The sequence below is a fragment of the Spiroplasma endosymbiont of Cleonymus obscurus genome (genome assembly GCF_964273375.1).
GTDB lineage: Bacteria > Bacillota_I > Bacilli_A > Mycoplasmatales > VBWQ01 > Spiroplasma_E.
The window spans coordinates 246,600-264,696 of record NZ_CAXWWA010000002.1 but is presented as its reverse complement, the minus strand read 5'-3'; the positions used below and the strand labels follow the sequence as shown (position 1 = coordinate 264,696).

Annotated in this window: 23 protein-coding genes and 1 pseudogene; 17 read left to right on the top strand and 7 right to left on the bottom strand. The window is 23.5% G+C overall.

Going from position 1 to position 18,097, the window contains the following annotated elements:
* From mnmE to ACI2WJ_RS02000, 7 genes are all read left to right on the top strand, one after another.
* Positions 1–1,356, top strand: a complete 1,356-nt coding sequence (gene mnmE, locus ACI2WJ_RS02030; RefSeq protein ID WP_400254682.1) for a tRNA uridine-5-carboxymethylaminomethyl(34) synthesis GTPase MnmE — start codon at positions 1–3, stop codon at positions 1,354–1,356.
* 17 nt (positions 1,357–1,373) lie between these two features.
* Positions 1,374–2,219, top strand: a complete 846-nt coding sequence (locus ACI2WJ_RS02025) for a TatD family hydrolase (RefSeq protein WP_400254681.1) — start codon at positions 1,374–1,376, stop codon at positions 2,217–2,219.
* Positions 2,194–2,775 carry a DJ-1 family glyoxalase III gene (locus ACI2WJ_RS02020; RefSeq protein ID WP_400254680.1) on the top strand — a complete coding sequence of 194 codons (582 nt, stop codon included), beginning with the start codon at positions 2,194–2,196 and terminating at the stop codon, positions 2,773–2,775. The genes ACI2WJ_RS02025 and ACI2WJ_RS02020 overlap by 26 nt, the downstream gene beginning before the upstream one ends.
* A 204-nt stretch (positions 2,776–2,979) precedes the next feature.
* Entirely contained in the window at positions 2,980–3,282 is a 303-nt protein-coding gene (locus tag ACI2WJ_RS02015; RefSeq protein ID WP_400254679.1) for a lipoprotein, read from the top strand.
* Positions 3,283–3,573: 291 nt separating this feature from the next.
* Positions 3,574–3,729, top strand: a complete 156-nt coding sequence (locus tag ACI2WJ_RS02010) for a hypothetical protein (protein WP_338987926.1) — start codon at positions 3,574–3,576, stop codon at positions 3,727–3,729.
* A 68-nt stretch (positions 3,730–3,797) separates the two neighbouring features.
* Entirely contained in the window at positions 3,798–4,397 is a 600-nt protein-coding gene (locus ACI2WJ_RS02005; protein WP_400254678.1) for a hypothetical protein, read from the top strand.
* 512 nt (positions 4,398–4,909) lie between these two features.
* Positions 4,910–5,230: a hypothetical protein gene (locus ACI2WJ_RS02000; RefSeq protein ID WP_338958434.1), complete on the top strand. Its 321-nt coding sequence runs from the start codon at positions 4,910–4,912 to the stop codon at positions 5,228–5,230.
* Positions 5,231–5,462: 232 nt separating this feature from the next.
* Here the strand turns inward: ACI2WJ_RS02000 and ACI2WJ_RS01995 are convergent.
* Positions 5,463–6,252, bottom strand: a protein-coding gene (locus tag ACI2WJ_RS01995; RefSeq protein WP_400254677.1) for an IS5 family transposase whose coding sequence is annotated in 2 segments (ribosomal slippage) — positions 5,463–5,990 and positions 5,992–6,252 — 789 coding nt in all. Because the reading frame shifts where the segments join, the coding sequence is not laid out codon by codon here.
* Between the two features lie 429 nt (positions 6,253–6,681).
* Between ACI2WJ_RS01995 and ACI2WJ_RS01990 the strand changes: the two genes are divergently transcribed.
* On the top strand, positions 6,682–7,455 hold the full coding sequence (locus tag ACI2WJ_RS01990; protein WP_400254676.1) for a hypothetical protein: 774 nt from the start codon (positions 6,682–6,684) through the stop codon (positions 7,453–7,455).
* Positions 7,456–7,501: 46 nt separating this feature from the next.
* Positions 7,502–7,639: a hypothetical protein gene (locus ACI2WJ_RS01985; protein ID WP_252320481.1), complete on the top strand. Its 138-nt coding sequence runs from the start codon at positions 7,502–7,504 to the stop codon at positions 7,637–7,639.
* Positions 7,640–7,676: 37 nt separating this feature from the next.
* Here the strand turns inward: ACI2WJ_RS01985 and ACI2WJ_RS01980 are convergent, their stop codons facing one another.
* Both ACI2WJ_RS01980 and ACI2WJ_RS01975 read right to left on the bottom strand, forming a co-directional pair.
* The gene (locus ACI2WJ_RS01980) at positions 7,677–8,024 is read right to left on the bottom strand and encodes a PTS lactose/cellobiose transporter subunit IIA (protein ID WP_338958764.1); all 348 of its coding nucleotides are present in this window, start codon (positions 8,022–8,024) and stop codon (positions 7,677–7,679) included.
* Positions 8,025–8,028: 4 nt separating this feature from the next.
* On the bottom strand, positions 8,029–8,346 hold the full coding sequence (locus ACI2WJ_RS01975; RefSeq protein WP_338958767.1) for a PTS sugar transporter subunit IIB: 318 nt from the start codon (positions 8,344–8,346) through the stop codon (positions 8,029–8,031).
* A gap of 201 nt (positions 8,347–8,547) precedes the next feature.
* Here ACI2WJ_RS01975 and ACI2WJ_RS01970 point away from each other — a divergent pair, with 201 nt between their 5' ends.
* Together ACI2WJ_RS01970 and ACI2WJ_RS01965 are read left to right on the top strand one after the other, a co-directional pair.
* Positions 8,548–9,336: a sodium-dependent transporter gene (locus ACI2WJ_RS01970; protein WP_400254675.1), complete on the top strand. Its 789-nt coding sequence runs from the start codon at positions 8,548–8,550 to the stop codon at positions 9,334–9,336.
* A gap of 5 nt (positions 9,337–9,341) precedes the next feature.
* On the top strand, positions 9,342–10,127 hold the full coding sequence (locus ACI2WJ_RS01965; protein WP_400254674.1) for a hypothetical protein: 786 nt from the start codon (positions 9,342–9,344) through the stop codon (positions 10,125–10,127).
* Positions 10,128–10,289: 162 nt separating this feature from the next.
* Here ACI2WJ_RS01965 and ACI2WJ_RS01960 read toward each other — a convergent pair whose 3' ends face one another.
* Positions 10,290–10,733, bottom strand: coding sequence for a hypothetical protein (locus tag ACI2WJ_RS01960; protein WP_338958772.1), 444 nt, complete (start codon positions 10,731–10,733; stop codon positions 10,290–10,292).
* 903 nt (positions 10,734–11,636) lie between these two features.
* Between ACI2WJ_RS01960 and ACI2WJ_RS01955 the strand changes: the two genes are divergently transcribed.
* The 4 genes and pseudogenes from ACI2WJ_RS01955 to ACI2WJ_RS01940 all read left to right on the top strand — a co-directional run bounded on the left by ACI2WJ_RS01955 (position 11,637) and on the right by ACI2WJ_RS01940 (position 14,579).
* A complete protein-coding gene (locus ACI2WJ_RS01955) occupies positions 11,637–12,077 on the top strand; it encodes a hypothetical protein (RefSeq protein ID WP_400254673.1) in 441 nt (146 codons plus the stop codon).
* A 22-nt stretch (positions 12,078–12,099) separates the two neighbouring features.
* A pseudogene (locus ACI2WJ_RS01950) lies at positions 12,100–13,222 on the top strand (IS3 family transposase).
* Positions 13,192–14,001, top strand: a complete 810-nt coding sequence (locus tag ACI2WJ_RS01945; RefSeq protein WP_400255228.1) for a DNA translocase FtsK — start codon at positions 13,192–13,194, stop codon at positions 13,999–14,001. The pseudogene ACI2WJ_RS01950 and the gene ACI2WJ_RS01945 overlap by 31 nt, the downstream one beginning before the upstream one ends.
* A gap of 50 nt (positions 14,002–14,051) precedes the next feature.
* Positions 14,052–14,579 (top strand): FtsK/SpoIIIE domain-containing protein, encoded by a 528-nt coding sequence (locus tag ACI2WJ_RS01940; protein ID WP_400254672.1) that lies wholly within the window; start codon positions 14,052–14,054, stop codon positions 14,577–14,579.
* A gap of 65 nt (positions 14,580–14,644) precedes the next feature.
* On the opposite strand, the gene glyA is transcribed toward ACI2WJ_RS01940, so the two are convergent.
* Positions 14,645–15,946, bottom strand: coding sequence for a serine hydroxymethyltransferase (gene glyA, locus ACI2WJ_RS01935; RefSeq protein ID WP_339039436.1), 1,302 nt, complete (start codon positions 15,944–15,946; stop codon positions 14,645–14,647).
* A 37-nt stretch (positions 15,947–15,983) separates the two neighbouring features.
* Positions 15,984–16,412, bottom strand: a complete 429-nt coding sequence (rpiB, locus tag ACI2WJ_RS01930; RefSeq protein ID WP_174480264.1) for a ribose 5-phosphate isomerase B — start codon at positions 16,410–16,412, stop codon at positions 15,984–15,986.
* Between the two features lie 204 nt (positions 16,413–16,616).
* Between rpiB and ACI2WJ_RS01925 the strand changes: the two genes are divergently transcribed.
* Together ACI2WJ_RS01925 and ACI2WJ_RS01920 are read left to right on the top strand one after the other, a co-directional pair.
* Positions 16,617–16,919, top strand: a complete 303-nt coding sequence (locus tag ACI2WJ_RS01925) for a PCC domain-containing protein (RefSeq protein WP_400254671.1) — start codon at positions 16,617–16,619, stop codon at positions 16,917–16,919.
* Positions 16,888–17,058: a hypothetical protein gene (locus ACI2WJ_RS01920; protein ID WP_400254670.1), complete on the top strand. Its 171-nt coding sequence runs from the start codon at positions 16,888–16,890 to the stop codon at positions 17,056–17,058. Before ACI2WJ_RS01925 ends, ACI2WJ_RS01920 begins: the two co-directional genes overlap by 32 nt.
* A 53-nt stretch (positions 17,059–17,111) precedes the next feature.
* On the opposite strand, the gene fba is transcribed toward ACI2WJ_RS01920, so the two are convergent.
* Entirely contained in the window at positions 17,112–17,981 is an 870-nt protein-coding gene (fba, locus tag ACI2WJ_RS01915) for a class II fructose-1,6-bisphosphate aldolase (RefSeq protein WP_338958782.1), read from the bottom strand.
* Between the last annotated feature and the right edge of the window lie 116 nt (positions 17,982–18,097).

Here is an 18,097-nt window from a genome sequence, read left to right as displayed (position 1 = left end):
ATGTTAAATGATACTATTACTGCAATTGCAACCGCACCTTTAAATCAAGCAATTAGTATTATTAGAATTTCAGGAAAAGATACTTATGAGCTATTAAATAAGGTTTTTGATAAAGATATTTTAAATCAAAAAGGTCACACTTTAATAACAGGATATATTATTGATCATAATAAGAATAAAATTGATCAAGTTGTTTTGGCATGTTATCGCGCTCCCAAATCTTTTACAGGTGAAGATACAATTGAAATTAATTGTCATGGTGGAGTGCTAATAACACAAAAAATTTTGCAATTATTACTATCTACAGGTATGAGAATGGCAACAAGAGGAGAATTTACGAGAAGAGCTTATTTAAATGATAAAATTGATTTAATTGAAGCAGAAGATATTAATGATTTAATTATGGCTGAAAATAATACTATTTTAAAAACCGCTATTAATAGTTTAAGTGGTAAAACAAGAATACTAATTGATGAATTATCTTCAGAATTACTAACTTTAATTGCTAATATAACAGTTAATATTGATTATCCTGAATACGATGGGGTTGAGGAAAAAACAATTAATAATGTTATTCCTTTAGTTGAAAAATTTTTAAATAAAATAAAAGTTATTAAAGAACATAGTAAAATTACTAAAACTATAAAAGAGGGAATTAATACAGTTATTATTGGAAAACCTAATGTTGGAAAATCTTCCCTATTTAATGTGCTTTTAAATGAAGATAAAGCTATTGTTTCTAATGAAGAAGGAACAACAAGAGATCTGGTAGAAGGCAAAATTAATTTGGGTGATATTAGTTTAAATTTAATTGATACAGCAGGTATACGTCATACTTTAAATGATATCGAAAAAGCAGGTATTGATAAATCACATAAGGCTTTAAACGAAGCAGATTTAATAATATTAGTACTAGATGGTTCAAAAGATTTAAGTATTGAGGATAAACAATTATTAGAAAAAATAAAACATAAAAATTACCTTATTGCTATTAATAAAACGGATTTAAGGTTAAAATTAAAATTAGACATTAAAAATAATTTTAATGTGGTAAAAGTTAGTGCAATAATGGGCGAAATTGAAAATCTAATTTTAGGAATAAAAAATAAAATTATAACTACTGAAATTAATTTTGATAAAGAATTACTTTTTGCGAATACAAGACAATTAGCATATTTGGATGAAATTGAACTTAGTATTTCAGAAGCATTAAAAGATTTAAAAAAGAATATTTCGATAGACTTAATTATTGTACACTTACAAACTGCATGAAATAAGATTTTAGAAATGCAAGGTAAAAAATTTGAAACTGATTTATTAGATGAAATTTTTAAAAGATTTTGTTTAGGAAAATAAAAGGGAAGGTAAAATATATGGCTAATAATGGAATTTTTGATACTCATTGTCATTTAATGTCAAAACATTATGATGAAACAGAAATATTAAAATTATTAACTGATGCTTATTCAGCAGGTGATAGTATTGGTAGTATTTGTAATGTTGGTTTTGACTTAAATACTAGTAAGCAAGCTGTTAGTCAAATTTATGAATTTGAGAGTGAAGAAAAAATTTCTAATCTTTATGCAGCTGTAGGTATTCATCCAACAGAAGTAAATACTTGCGATAGTAATACTATTTCAGAATTGAAAAAATTAATAGCAACTGGTAAAGTAGTTGCTATTGGTGAAATTGGATTAGATTATTATCATAAATTTACAGAACCACAATTGCAAAAAAAATGATTTATTGAACAACTAAAATTAGCTAAAGAACATAAATTACCCGTATTATTACATATTCGTAATGCTTTTGAAGATGCTTTTGAAATTATTAAAAAAGAAAATATTACTAATGGTGTTCTTCATTGTTTTACGGGAACAAAAGTAATAGCTGAAAAATTTATAAAACAAGGTTTTTATATTTCTTTTGCAGGTAATGTGACATATAAAAATGCTTTGAAGTTACAAGAGGTAGCAAAAAATATACCAATTAATAAAATATTAGTTGAAACAGATGCGCCATATTTAACTCCTGAACCAAAAAGAGGCAAAAATCCCAAAAATGGATTAACAATTAATCATCCAGAAAATATAATATTTACAGTTAATAAAATAGCTGAATTAAAGAAGATCCCAAAACAAAGTATTATTAATGCAACTAGGGAAAATGCTATTAATGTTTTTAAATTAAATAATGAATTGAAAAGAAATAATGAGTAATAATGAGAAGTTTAAAGTAGCCATTTTTTTAGCAACAGGCTATGAAATGGGTGAAGTAATAATTACTATTGATCTATTAAGAAGGGCTAATATTATTATTGATTTAGTAAGTATTGAAAATGACTTAAAAATCAAATCAAGTCATAATGTTTTTATTTTATGTGAAAAGAAAATCAGTGATATTGATTTGTTAAGTTATAAGATGCTAATTTTACCGGGTGGTAAAATTGGAGTAGAAAACTTAAGCAAAAATGAATTATTAAAATCAATGTTAGTTATTTTTGCTAAAGATAGTAATAAGTTTATTGCTGCTATTTGTGCAGCACCGCAAATTTTAGGGCAATTAAATTTAATAGATAACAAAAAAATTACGCATTTTCCAGACGCTAATATTGGTTTAAATAAAAGTATTATTTTAGATGAAAAAGTAGTAGTAGATAATAATATTATAACTGGAAAATCAATTGGTGCTGTATTTGAATTTGGTTTAAAGTTAATTGAAGTTTTAGAAAGTAAAGAAATTAGTGAACAAATTAAAAAACTAATTGTTTTTTAATTTGTATTTTTTTATATAAAGTTAAAGTTATTACTTTTAAAATAGTTAATGGCTTATACTTTTTATACAGTTAAAATAATAATTTTAAATATAAAAAATACATTTTAATCGATAAAAAATATTGTTGACATTTAAAAATGTATTTTTTTATTTTTTTTAAAATAATAATATAATAAGTGTATAAAAAAGGGGGTTTTTATAAAAATGAAAAAATGATTAAATATTTTAGGAACGATTGGATTTACAACAGTAAGTACAACAGCAATAGTTGCTTGTAAAACATCAGAAAGTATTTTAAGTAAATCATTTGCTTCTAGTTATAATGTTGATGACTTTAGTAATTTAGAAGGTTTTGGTATTAAATATAACGAAGAAAATAATACATATGATTTTGTTTGATCAAAATTAACAGTAGATTTAGCAACTATTATAGTACCAATTAATAATACAGTTCCAGTTCAAAAATTTTCAAAGATAAAAATATTGAAGTTAAAGAAAATGAATTAGTAGCAATATATTCTGCAGAAGATCAACAAGGTTTAATTATTGGTTCAGAAAATTTTATTACAATTAAAATTAAATTAAATTTATATAAAGGAGTAAAACAAGAAACAAATAAAGTTGAACTAGTAGATCAAACAGTTGAATATGATGTTTCATTAAATTTATTTGTTAAACAAAACTTAAAATTTTTAACAACTCCAACTGTAAATTGTAAAGCAGATATTGATGAATTTAAAACTATTTTAGTAAAAGAATTAAAAAAAACAAAATGGTTTTTCAAAATTAGATATTAATATGATTAATATTGTAAAAGTAGATGGTGATCCTTTAACTACAGAAGATTTAAAAGAACATGATACACATGTTAAATTAACATTAACAGATGAAGGAAAGAACCATTTTATTGGTGAAAATAACGATTTAAAAGTTAATTGAGTTCCAGAAGTTTAATAAAATAAATTATGGAATATTTATAAAAATAAAAATGTAATATTTTAATTTATGAAAGGAAAATATATATGAAAACTTTAATAACATTATTAGGAACGATTGGTTTAGCGTTTACAAATGCAAATAATTTTTTAAATATAAATAATAGTCCAAAAGAAGTTAAAGAAATAACTTATGAATTTAGTGAAAATAAAAAAGATATTGTTCATAGTTATAAAACTTCATCAGTATCAAATCCAGCTTATGAAAGTTGAGATTTTGTAGTTTCTACAGGTTTAAAATCTTTTCAAAAACCAAAATCTATTAGAATATTAGAATGATTTTTAAATAATGGTTCAGATAAAATAGACTGAAGTTCAGATCATTATGATGTATTTTCTGTTCCTTTAAAAATAATGGGAAAAGAAATCAATAAAATTAATGAGGAAAAAATTACAGATGAAGAAGTAGCATATAATAGAATGAATTTTTCATTTAAAGAATCGTATCAAGATTTTTTAGCAACTGCTGAAGTTGTTAGAGGTATAACTATTGCATTATTTTTTGATAATCTTGATTGACACATTCAATTTTTATTTCCTGCAAAATTAACATTCGATATGTCATTTTCTAATGTCTATTTAATTAGAAGTTTAGGGTATGGATTGAAATTTGCAATAGATTATTAGTTAAATATTTAAAATAAAGTTATAATATAAAATTATTAAAGCAGATTGTAATTTGAAGTGTAACCCATCCATACAGTCTGCTTTTAGTTAGAAAAAAGTTTTTATATTATTTATTTTTTTATAAGCAGTGTCTACTATTTTTATAGTATTCTTTTAAAGAATTTTTTAAAAAATTAATAATATTAACTTGTTAAATTATTAATTTAGATGAAAAAGTAGAAGTATTATTATCAATTGGAAAGTCAATTGGTAGTATTTTAAGTTTGTATTTTTTATTTATAGTAATAATAATAAACTAATATATATGTTTTAAAGACAATTACATTATAAAAATATACAATTTGATTTTTATGTTTTAATAAATTATTTACTTTAATTTTCTTTTGAATCTGATTTTTAAACAAAATATTTATTTTTTGCAATAGATTATCTTTCTCCCATAAGTAGTATAATAATATTATAACATTTTATATTAAAATTTTATATAAAGTAAAAAAAGGAGTAATGAAAAAATGATAAATAATAATAATTTTATTAAAATAGGTTTAATAATTGGAATGATTATGTCAATAATATTACTTATTAGCTGTATTATTTATGGAATATTTACATTTTTTAATTATTTTTCACTAGTTATTATTTTAATAATTATTTATGGACTATTTCAAGTGATTCCCTTTTTACTTTGTTTAAATAATTATTTTATTGAAGAAAAATGATTATTTTTAACAGGTTTATTTAGTTTAACAACATTTGTTATTCCTGGAGTTTTAATTTTAATTGGTTATTTTGTTAGACAAAAAAGATTAATAAAACTTATTAATAATAATTAATTTGTAAAAAAATAAATATTATTTTATTTTTAGGTTATTATTTTATATAATTTTCCTTTATTAATATTGCTTCATGTTTCTCTATATAATAGACTTCTTGGATTAAAATATTAAAATTAAAAAAGATAGGAAATCTATGATATTTGATAAATTAAAAACTATTAAAAATACAAGATTATTAAGATTAACTAGTATAAATAATATTAATTTTAATAAAATTCTAAGAACCTGTTTAAAATCTTTTCAATAAAATTGAAATAAAGGCAAGAACAACCATTTGTAAGCTAGTATTTAATTTTTTTTCACAATTTTTTCATAATCTTCTGCATTTTTCTAATCATGCAAAACTTCGTTCTACAACTCATCTTTTTGGTAATACTACAAAAGAATGTAATTCATTACGTTTTATAACTTCAACATTTGCATTTATAATTGTTTTAATTTTAGAAGCAAATTTTTCACCAGTATAACCAGCATCTATTAGTATTTTTTGAACTGCAGAAAGATTCTCTTTTTCATTTTCAATCATTATTATAGCACTGTTACGATCTGTTTTTTCTGCTGTGGTTATGTAAATTGCATGTGGTAAACCTTGAGAATCAACAGCAATATGACGCTTTATTCCTGAAATCTTTTTACCAGCATCATAACCTTTGTTTTTAGTAGTATCTGTATTTTTAACACTTTGTGAATCAATTATACAAAAACTAGTTTGTTCTTTTCTACCATTATTGATACGAAATGCCATGACTAATTTTTTTTAAAACTAATTGTAATACACTAGGTTCTTTACCATTATTTTTACTTCAAACTTGAAAATAATAATATACAATTTGTCATTTTGGAAAATCTTTTGGTAACATTCTTCATTGACAACCACTTTTTAATACATATAAAACTGCACAAAATACTTCATATAAATCTAAGCTTCTTGGTTTAGTTCTCTTTTTAGTATTTTCTAAAATTGATTTTATATTTTCAAATTGCTCTTTGCTAACATTACTAGGATAATTTTTACGCATATATACCTCTTATCTTAAAATATATAATCATTTTACCCTATTTCTCTAAAAGATTTTAAACAGGTTCTTATATATTATTACTTAATATATTATCACAAAATAAAAATAATTAAAAATAAAAACTCGGGGTGAATTGTGTTACTTAATATATTATCACAAAATAAAAATAATTAAAAATAAAAACTCGGGGTGAATTGTGTTACTTAATTAAACAATATAAATACTATACTTATTTTTTGATTTTTATAAGTATAAAAAATTATAATAAATTTCTTAAAAAATTTAAAGTTTAGTTATCAAATAAATCCAATGTTTAAAATTGACTTATTATCGTTTATATTTTATTTTACTTAGAATATAGTAAAATTTTAAACAGATAATTAAAATAATTTTTATATAAAGTAAAAAAACTAAAAAGGGGGAATGATTATGAAAACACTATTAACAGCAGTAAGTTTTTTAACGGTTTCATCATCAATTGGAAACTTAAATTCTATTTTAAACACCGAAATTAAAACTACAAATATTTTAAAAAATGAACCAATAAAATATGATGGAAAAGATGAAATTTGTACTGTCTGAAAAGAAAATTCAAAAAGTCCTGCAACATTAATTTATATAAAAAGTAGTACTTTAGATACTTGATTTAAACTTTTTTCTTTAAATGACCTTGAAAAATTAAGAGAAAAAATATACTACGATACCATAAAATTTCCTTATCAAGGAAATAATTGAGTAAAACCTAACATATATAAATTATCAGAGGTATTAATGAATATTCTTAAATCTTTAACTAATATACGTGGATACAATACATACGGAGTTGAACTATGTTACTATTTTGGAACTTTGTTTAGTAAAAAGCCACAATTTTCACCAAATACTCACGATAAAAATATAATAGAAAAATATTATAAATTTTTATGACATGATACTTTAAAAATTGCATTAAGTCGATATGAATGACAAAAAATTTTAAATACTAATAAAAATAAAACTGAAATTTTTAATATTATTTCTAGATTTCCCGAATGAGATGCAAGTGGTTGAAAAGGTTATATCTCAAACGAAGATTTATATACTTTATCTGAAAAAATTATTGAGAATTTTAATCAATTAAAAACTAAATTCGAAAATAGTAATACAGGATGAAAAGTAGTAACTAACACTACTGGCTCATGAACAGAACTTGAACAAGAATAAAATATACTTACAAAAAAATAATGAAAAGAAAGAGAGAAAAAATATAATGTTTAAAAAATTTAAAGAAATTTTCAAAAAGAAAAAATGACATTGTGATTATTGTAAAGAAAATTATCCTCTACTTTGTCCAATCAAAGGATTAGAAAAAGATGGAGAAGATTTTGAAAAAAAACCAAAAGATTAATTTTATACTTTAAATAAAAATAGGCATTTGCCTATTTTTATTTTTTTCTGTTTATAAATTGATATAAATTAATAAATTCTTTACTAATTTCAATCATCATTTGTGTTGTTAACAAATGATCTTCAGAATGCATAAACAATACTGAAAAAGGTAATTGATAACCTTTACCTTCTTCAACAATGACGCTCATATGTGATTGCAAAGCTTTAGTAATATTATCGTTTGCTTCATCAATCATTTTTAATGCTGTTTCAAATTGTCCTTCCTTAGCGAGAGTAATTGCTTCTATTGCTAAAGATTTTGCTTTTCCAGCAAAAGAAATTATTTCAAGTGAAATTTTTTCAAAATCAATATTATTACTTTTCTCTTTTTCTTTAATGCTCATAGTATTATTTTTTAATTTCTAACAAACTCATTGCTAATTCTAACGTTTCTTTACCTTGAACCATCGCATAAACTGCTGCTGGAATAATATTAAGAGCAGCATTTCCAATAATATTAGTAAAATCATTTTTCATATAACTTACTTGTGGTCCTAATAAAACAACATCCCATTTTTCACCTTTAGCAAAAGATGCTTTTGCTTCAGTAGCACCTAATGCTTTCACTTCATAATCTAAATTTAACTCTTTAATATACTCTTTCATATTTGCTTCTAGTCTTAAAGTGCTCATACCAGCTGAACACGTAAGTAATATCTTTATCATCTATCTTCCTCCTAATAAACAAAAATCAAATATACATAACTAAGAATATTATACATTGATATTTTTAAATTTGAATTTTAATGGTTTTAAAAAATATAACTTTTAACTAAAGATTAAAAATATATTACTAATATATATTGTAACTTTGATCACTATTGTGTAAAATTCATAATACTATCTAAAAATAAAGGGACTGATTATATGAAAGGCAAAAAGAAAAAAAACATAACTACATGAGGATTTATTATGTCAGTACTGGGTGCTGCTGTAGGATTAGGAAGTATTTGGGGATTTCCAAATCAAATGAATAAACATGGTGGTATCTTTTTAATTCCATTCTTTATTGCACTAATTGTCTGTGCTTTACCAATTTTATTAATTGAAATCAATTTAGGTAATAAATATCGTAAAAATCATGTTGAAATTTTTAAAGATTTAGCAAAAACTCCTGGGACTTTCTTTGGATTTTTACAAACTGCAGTTGTTTGAATAATGGGTGTATTTTATAGTGTTCTTGTCGCTTGATCATTATTGGCAATAGTTATATCTTTTCTTCCTGGTTTAAATCAACAAGGATTTTTCTTAAATAAATTAATTGGTCAAACTTCCAACGATGTACCACAAAATTTTAGTCAATTGGGTAATATTAGTATTTGAGTTTTAATTAGTTTAATTATGGTTTGAATTATTACTGGTGTTATTTTGTTGGGTGGCGTTGTTAAAGGGATTGATTTAGCAAATAAAATTTTTATTCCTAGCCTATTTATCATGATTTTAATGATGATGATTTATGTTTTAACTTTACCTGGTGCTCTAGATGGTTTAAAAACAATGTTTAGTTTTAATAGTAAAAAAATATTAACTAGTAGCATTTGAACTGATGCTTTTGGACAAGCCTTCTTTATGCTTTCAACTTGTACAGGTGTCATTATTATTTTTTCAAGTCATGCGCCAATATTGGTACTAGTAATACTACTAATAAAGGTTTAATTATTATGGTTGGTACTGTTATTGTTGCTTTATTAACAACATGTACTGTTTTTGGAGGAATCGGTGCAATTGCATATAATCAGCATAAAACTATTGATGAAGTATTTATTTCGGGTCCAACTTTAATTTTTCAAGTTTTTCCACAAGTTTTTGCAATCATTACTGAGCAAACACATCTTCCATTTTTAAGTCACACCCTATCTTTCCTTTTCTTTTTATCAGTATTTTTTGCTGGTATATCTTCATTAATAGCAATAGCTGAAGCCGTTGTTAATCCTCTAATTAGTTGTTATGGCATTAAACGTTATCAAGCATTATTAATAATGATTATTAGTAGTTTTATGCTTGGTTTAATATTCTGCTTTAATAATAGTAGTCCTTTAATTGATGGACTTGCAATATGAGTTACTGGTATTTGACAAATGATTATTGGTATTTGTGAATTAATTGGTGTTATCCTTATTTGAAAATGTTATGATAGTTTAAAAGAATTTAATAATCAATATTCATGAGTTAAATGAAATAAAGGTTTCAAATATTTATGTTTAATCCTTATTCCAACAATTATTTTAATTAACTTGGTCTTTGCTTTATATCAATTAATTAATAATATAATTAGTAATCCTTTTATATTTCTAACTATTGGCTTGACGTTAGGAGCTATTACTGTTTTATTATTTACTTTAATTTTTACTTTTTGAAATAATATTAAAATCTATTTTATAAAAATTAATAATAAACTATTTAAACAAAAAACAAAAACTGAAATTATTAAAGTCGACACTGAATAAAATTAATATAACTGCTAATTTAAATAGATAATTATTCATTAAACAGTCATATTAAAATATCTTATATAATAAAATATGCTATATAAAATCCAAACATAATAATAAATAAAAATGAATTCAATCCAATAATATTATTAATAAAGTTATTTAGGTAACTTTATTTTATTCATTATCAATTTCTTTGTTTTCTATTAAAATAATATTATTAGTAACTTCTTCATTATCAATTTCAATAATATTTTTTTTATCTAATTTATAATATTTATTAATAATACGTTGTATTTGTTTAATCTTATTTTCAGATCTATTAATATATGATTTATTAAACGTATATTTATTATATCTCAAATCTATTATTGCAGTCTTTACCTCATTTTTCATTTGTTGATATAAATTACCATTTTTAAAAACATAATTTATATCATTTTTATTCAATAAAAAATCTTTTATTTCTTTTTCAATTGCATTATTAATTGTATCTAGTCTAGAACTACTATTAATTGAAGCAACTACACAAACTATAATAACTCCTATAACAATAACTATTATAGGCAAACCTATAATCATAAACATTAAATCATTATTATTCATTTCAGTATTATACATTTTTTAATTCACTTTCAATCTTTAATTTTTACTTTTCTCTTTTAATTTATTTTTTATTCTTTTTCAAAATTTAAACTATTGGAATGGCAACCCTTTGGATATTGTTTATTATATATAACCATATAATCAATTAAAGTACTAATAATATTTTAATTTATATATATTGTATATTTTTTAAAAAAATAAATAAAAATTACTAATAGTTCACATCATAATAATTTTTATTAAAATGGTTAGTAAGTAGTAACAAACACCCCTATATATGATATTATTTTTATACAATCACTCAACCAATAAATTTAAAATAGAAAAGTTAGGAGTTTAAAATTATGAAAGATTTTAAAAATATTAAAATTAAACAAATTAAAAATAGCAATAATAATAAAATTGGTATCTTATTAGGTACTCTAATTTTATTGTTATTAATAACTTTTAGTTTATTAAAACTACTACCAATTGGTAAATTTTTAGACGACTTTATATTTTCTTTTTTATTTGGATGAAGCAAATATTTAATTTATATATTATTATATATATATATCTTTAATTCCACTTTGTTTTAATTATTATTTTAAATTTAAAGCTTCCTTTGTTTGAGCAATAATTACTACTATTATATGCTGCGCTTGAACAATTGAAACTATTACTATTATTAGTCATTATGATAATATTTGATTTAATAATAAATTTCATATTAATTTAATTAATGATTATTATCAATCTTGATGAAATTCAACTATTTTTAATAATTATCATGGATTTTTCAAATCACCTATTTCCTTTAATAATTGAACTATTGATAGTTTCTTTCCCTCTTATCTTGTTGGCGGATTAATTGGTAATACTATATTAGAATTTTTAGGTTACACAACTTTTTTTGTTAATTTTATATTAAATATATTAATGATTATTATTTGTTTTAGTTGATTATTTTTTAACCGTCCCTTAATTTTATTTATCACTATTTCAAATCATATCAAAGAAACAATTTTAGATTTTAAAGTTAAGCGAAAAGATCAAAAAATTAATAAATTAGAAAAAGCAAAAGAAAAACAAAAAAAACTTACTTTGGCACAAAATAATACTATCAAAATCAATAATCTAAAAAAAGAACTAAAAATAAACAAACAACAAGCAAAAAACAATAATAAGCAATCTAAATTAGAAACTAAACAATTTACAAAAGAAAATTTATCAAACAATAAAGTAAAAAACGAAAAAATAAACTTTGATATAGAAACCAATAAAGAATTATTACAAGAAAATAACAATATTAACAAAATTAATAATTGGATGGGTTACACTTTATTGGACACTAATTACGTAGACAAGTGAACAAATTAGTTAAAAGAAAGGAAATATAATTATGGCCAATATTAACTCATATAATGATGAATTTAAAAAACAAATAGTATCTTTATATCAAAATGGCAAATCAGTATCTTGCCTTGCTAAAGAATACAACGTTACAAGAGCAGCTACTTATAAATGAATTAAGCAATTTACAAATTCAAGCAGTTTTAAAACTAAAGATAATCTTTCGGATTTAGAAAAACAATTAATTCAAGCAAATAAAGAATTAAAACAATTAAGAATGGAGAATGATATTTTAAAGCAAGCAGCACTAATAATAGGCAGAAAGTAGAGATTATTACAAATAATAAATCTAAATATAAAATTCGTCCAATTTGTCGTTTTTTAAAACTTTCTAAATCAACATATTATTTTAATTTAAAGAAAAAAGAAGATAAAATCAAAAATAATATGTATGATGAAGCTGTTATTAGTGCTTTTAAACAAAATAAAGAAGTTTATGGAACAAGAAGATTAAAAGTCAGTCTAGAAAATAAAGAAATTTATTTATCACGCAAAAAAATTAAAGAAATTATGAATCAGCATAATTTAATATCAAAATACACTAAATTATCATTTAAAAATCATCATAACAAAGTCAATGATAGCCAAATAAGCAATCTTGTGAATAGAAACTTTAATAATAGGCTTAAAAATGAAGTTATTGTTAGTGATTTAACTTATGTTCAAGTTAATGGTAAGTGAAACTATATTTGCTTATTAATCGACCTATTTAACCGCGAAATTATTGGACATAGTGTGTAGGTACTAAAAAAGATGCATCATTAGTATATCAAGCATTTATGCAATCAAATCGCTGTTTAAAAGATATTCAAATATTTCATAGTGATCGCGGTAATGAATTCAATAATAAAACTATTGATAAACTTTTATTAGCATTCAATATTACCCGTTCTTTAAGCAAAAAAGGTTGTCCTTATGATAATGCTGTTGCTGAAGCAACTTTCAAAACTTTCAAAACTGAATTTATTAATGATAAAAATTTTACATCATTAATCCAATTAAAATTAGAATTATTTGATTATATCAATTGATACAACAACATACGAATCCACAGCACTTTAAACTACCTAACTCCAGTTAAATATCATGAAAAAATGTCTACCAAAAAATAGTCCTAAAAAGGGTTGCCATTCCAAATCAAAAATTAGAAAATAATGAAACAAAAGTTAAAGAACAAAACAAAATTATTAATCAAATTGAAAAACAAAATAACAATCAAGAAAAAACAAAAGCTTTTCTTCCTGAACAAACTATAATTAATCAAAAATATATTTTACCAACATTAAAATTAACTAAAAAATCAGATAATCTAATAAAAAAGCAAGAAGAAAATGAAAAATATGCTTTAGAAAATAAAGAAAAAATTAATCAGTTATTTAAAGAATTTTCTGTTCAAGGAAAAGTAAATGATTTTACTATTGGTACAACAGTAACAAAATACGAGGTTTCAATCACTTCAGGAATGAAAATTAACAAAATTACTAACTTTGAAGAAGAACTAAAACTAGTTTTAGCAAATAATAATATTAGAATCGAAGCACCAATAGCTGGTAAATCAATGATTGGAATTGAAGTTAGTAATAAAAATATTGTTCCAACTAATATGCAAGAACAATTTGAAAATATAAGCGAAAAATATAAAAATAAAAAATTATTAATTAGTATTGGTAGAAATACTACTGGTGATTACATCTTTCATTCATTAAAAGAAATGCCCCACTTATTAATTGCTGGTAGTACTGGTTCAGGAAAATCAGTTTTTATTAATGATTTACTAATTTCTTTGCTCTTACAATACAAACCTCATGAAATAAAACTAATATTAATCGATCCTAAATGAGTAGAATTAGCAATTTATAATGATATCCCACATTTAATTATTTTCCAGTAATTAATGAAGCAAACAAAACACCAGCAGCATTACAAGTAGTAATTTTAGAAATGATGCGTCGATACCAACTATTTGCAAAAAATGGAAATCGTGATATTGAAAGTTATAATAAAAAAATAAGTCAAGAAATTGATAAATTACCTTATTATATTATTGTTATTGATGAATTAGCAGATTTAATGGTACAAGCAAGCAAACAAATTGAAGAAGGGATCATGCGAATTACACAAATGGGTCGAGCAGCAGGAATTCATTTAGTAATAGCAACACAAAGACCATCAGTAGATGTAATTACTGGCGTAATTAAAAATAATATTCCAGCAAGGATTGCTTTTAAAGTTGCATCTTGAATTGATTCAAAAACAATCCTTGATACTGCTGGAGCAGAAAAATTATTAGGTAAAGGCGATATGTTATTTTTAGCTCCAGGACAAAATAATATCAATCGTTTACAAGCACCATGAATTAGTGATGAAGATGTTTCAAAATTAATAAAGTTTATTAAAGAACAATCTTCGGTTAAATATGATAATAATTTTATTGAAAAAATGAAAGAAATTAAAGATTCAAAAAAATAAAATAAGTTTTCTGTTAATTAACAGAAAACTTATTTTCATATTCCAAACATAAAATAATTATTTTATTATTGAGGTAATTTTATATTTTCATAAATGGGAAATTTATTTAAAAGCATATCAACTTTTTTTCTTAATTCATTTAAACCATCATCATTAATACCCTTAGGTAATTTTCAAGCACTAATAATAATCTTTCCTAATTCAATAAACTGCTCTTCTTTAAAACCTCTCGTTGTCATTGCTGGACTACCAAAACGAACACCACTAGTAATAACAGCTGGTAAAGGATCAAAGGGAACACCATTCTTATTAGCAACAATATTAATCTTTTCTAAAATATCAACAGCTTCTTTACCATTTAAACCGTTAATATTAGTAACATTAACAGTTAATAAATGATTATCAGTTCCACCCGCCACTACATGAAATTTTGCATCAAGAAAAGTTTTCGCTAATGCTTGAGCATTTTTAATTACTTGCATTTGATAAGTTTTAAATTCTGGCGTTAATGCTTCATAAAAAGCTTGTGCTTTTGCTGCAATAATATGTTCCAATGGCCCACCTTGATTACCGGGAAATACCGCACTATCAATTTTCTTTTTTAATTCTTCGGTGCAAAGAATAGCACCACCACGTGGTCCTCTTAATGTTTTATGAGTTGTTGTTGTTGTAATATCAGCATAACAAATAGGATTTTGATGTAATCCAGCAGCAATTAATCCAGCAATATGCGCCATATCAACCATTAAATATGCTCCAACAGTATCGGCAATTTTACGAAACTTTGATCAATCAATAAGTCTTGAATAAGCACTAGCTCCTGCTACAATAATTTTTGGTTTACATTCTTTAGCAATTTTTAAAATTTCATCATAATCTAAATATTCATCCTTTTTACTTACACCATAATTAACACCGTGATAAATTTTACCAGAAAAATTAATTTTATAACCATGAGTTAAATGACCACCGGCATCAAGTTCCATACCAAGAATAGTATCACCTGGACGTAATATAGCAGCATATGCTTCAGCATTAGCTTGACTACCAGAATGAGGTTGTACATTAGCATGAAAATTACCTTTTTTACATTGACCTGGTTTATGATTACAATTAAATAATTGTTTAAAACGCTCTATTGCCAAATTTTCAATTTTATCAACATTTTCGCAACCATTATAATATCTTCTGCCCGGATAACCTTCTGCATACTTATTAGTTAATATTGTTCCAGCAAGTGTAAGTACAGCTGGTGATACATAGTTTTCTGAAGCTATTAATTCAATATGATTTTGTTGACGTTGTCATTCATCTTTCACAATTTTTTTTAATTCTGGGTCAAGACCCTTATTAAAAGATTTATCCATTTTTAAACATCCTCTCTTTAATAATTTAATAGTAAAATTATTTTAGTTTTGCAACTCTTAATTGATGTCTTTTTTCATCACTTGTTTTAGTATTTAAAAATAATTTCACAAGTTCTACTGCTTTATAATCAGAAATAATTCTAGCACCTAGTGCTAAAACATTAGCGTCATTATGAAGCCTTGCCAATCTTACTGTTTCTTCTTCATAGCAAAGGGCACAACGAACACCATTAATACGATTGGTAGCAATGCTAATACCAATACCAGTACCACAAATTACAATACCAAAATCTGCTTTTTTACTAACAATAGCATTAGCAACATTAAAACCAAAATTAGGATAATCAACAGGCTCACTGCTATTTGTTCCTAAATCTAAAATTTGATAGCCTTCTGTATGTAAAAATTTAATAATTGGTTGTTTAAATTCATAAGCGGTATGATCATTACCAATAGCAATTACTAAACCATTAGTTTTCAACTTTATCACTTCCTTAGTTTAAATATTAGTTTTATTATACCTATTAATTTTAAAATTAATATATTTTCTTTTTAAAATAATTTTTATTACAAAAAGAAAAATATTTTTTCCTATAATAATCAAATTTAATCATTATTGCTATTAATAAATATGTTAAAATACTGCTAAAAGAAAGGTGAGATTCTTATTATGAAAATTAAAAAAATGATCGGAAATAAGTATGCATTAATTATTGAAAAAGATGAAATGATTATTAAAACTTTAGAGCAATTTGCTATTAAAGAAAATATAGGAATGGCACAATTCCAAATGATTGGTGCTATTACTAATGTCACTTTAGGCTATATTCCTAAAAAAAGTACTGATTATGTAAAAAAACTTTTCTTGAACAATATGAATTGTTATCAACAATTGGAACAATCATTTGAGATGAAAAAGATAGAAATAAACCAATTATTCATTGCCATACTATACTACTTTTGGTGATGATAATTTTAACGTAATTGGTGGTCATATGTTAGACGCGAAAGTTGCTATTAAGGCTGAAGTAATAATTGATATTTTAAGTAATGAAAAAATATCACAAGTTATTGATAATAAAAGTAATTTTCATATTTGAAATTTATCTTAATTTAAGGAAAATTATTTAAAAATGGTCATATTAATAATAATATGACCATTTTTTTAAGATTTTCCTAATGAACCAAATTCTGTTAATAATTCTTTAGCTTTAAGTTTAATTGCTTCCATTCCTGGCTTAAAAATTTTTCTAGGATCAAACCCTTTATCTTCATTAAGTTTTCCTTCCGTAACATATTTTTCAATAACTGCGGCGAACACTTCTTGTAATTCAGTATTAACATTAATTTTACTAATTCCTAAATTAATAGCTTTTTTAACCTGATCTTTTGGAATTCCAGAACCACCATGTAATACCATTGGCTTATTTGAAGCTACTGATAAATTTTTTAACACATCAAAATTTAAACCATCTCAATTTTTAGGATACTTTCCATGAATATTATTTATTCCGGCTGCTAAAAAGTCAATTCCTAAAGCTGCTAATGATTTACAATCTTCCTCACTAGCAATCTCACCACTACCAATAACTCCATCTTCTTCACCACCAATAGTACCTGCTTCTGCTTCAACAGATGCATTTTTTTTCTTAGCATAAGCAACTACTTCTTTGGTACCTTTTATATTTTCATTAAAATCTAAATGAGAACCATCAAACATAACAGAACTAAAACCAGCATCTAATGCTTTCTTACAAGAATCTACTGATTGACCATGATCTAAATGTAATGCCACTGGAATAGTAATATTTAAATCATTCAATAGCGCTAAAGTCATACTAGCAACTGTGTTAAATCCACCCATGTATTTAATAGCACCTTCTGAAACACCTAAAATAACAGATGATTTAGTTTCTTGTGCAACTTCAAGAATAGATCTTGTTCATTCTAAATTATTAATATTAAAGTGAGCAACGGCATATTTACCTGCTTTTGCTTTATCAATCATATTTTTTGCACTAACAAATTTATTCATTTCTTTTCCTTCTTTCTTAAAATATTATAACCTTATATTATATATTTTCATAAAAAATCTAGTTGCATATATATTTTGAGAATATACAATTCATAAAAATTATAACAATTTTAAAA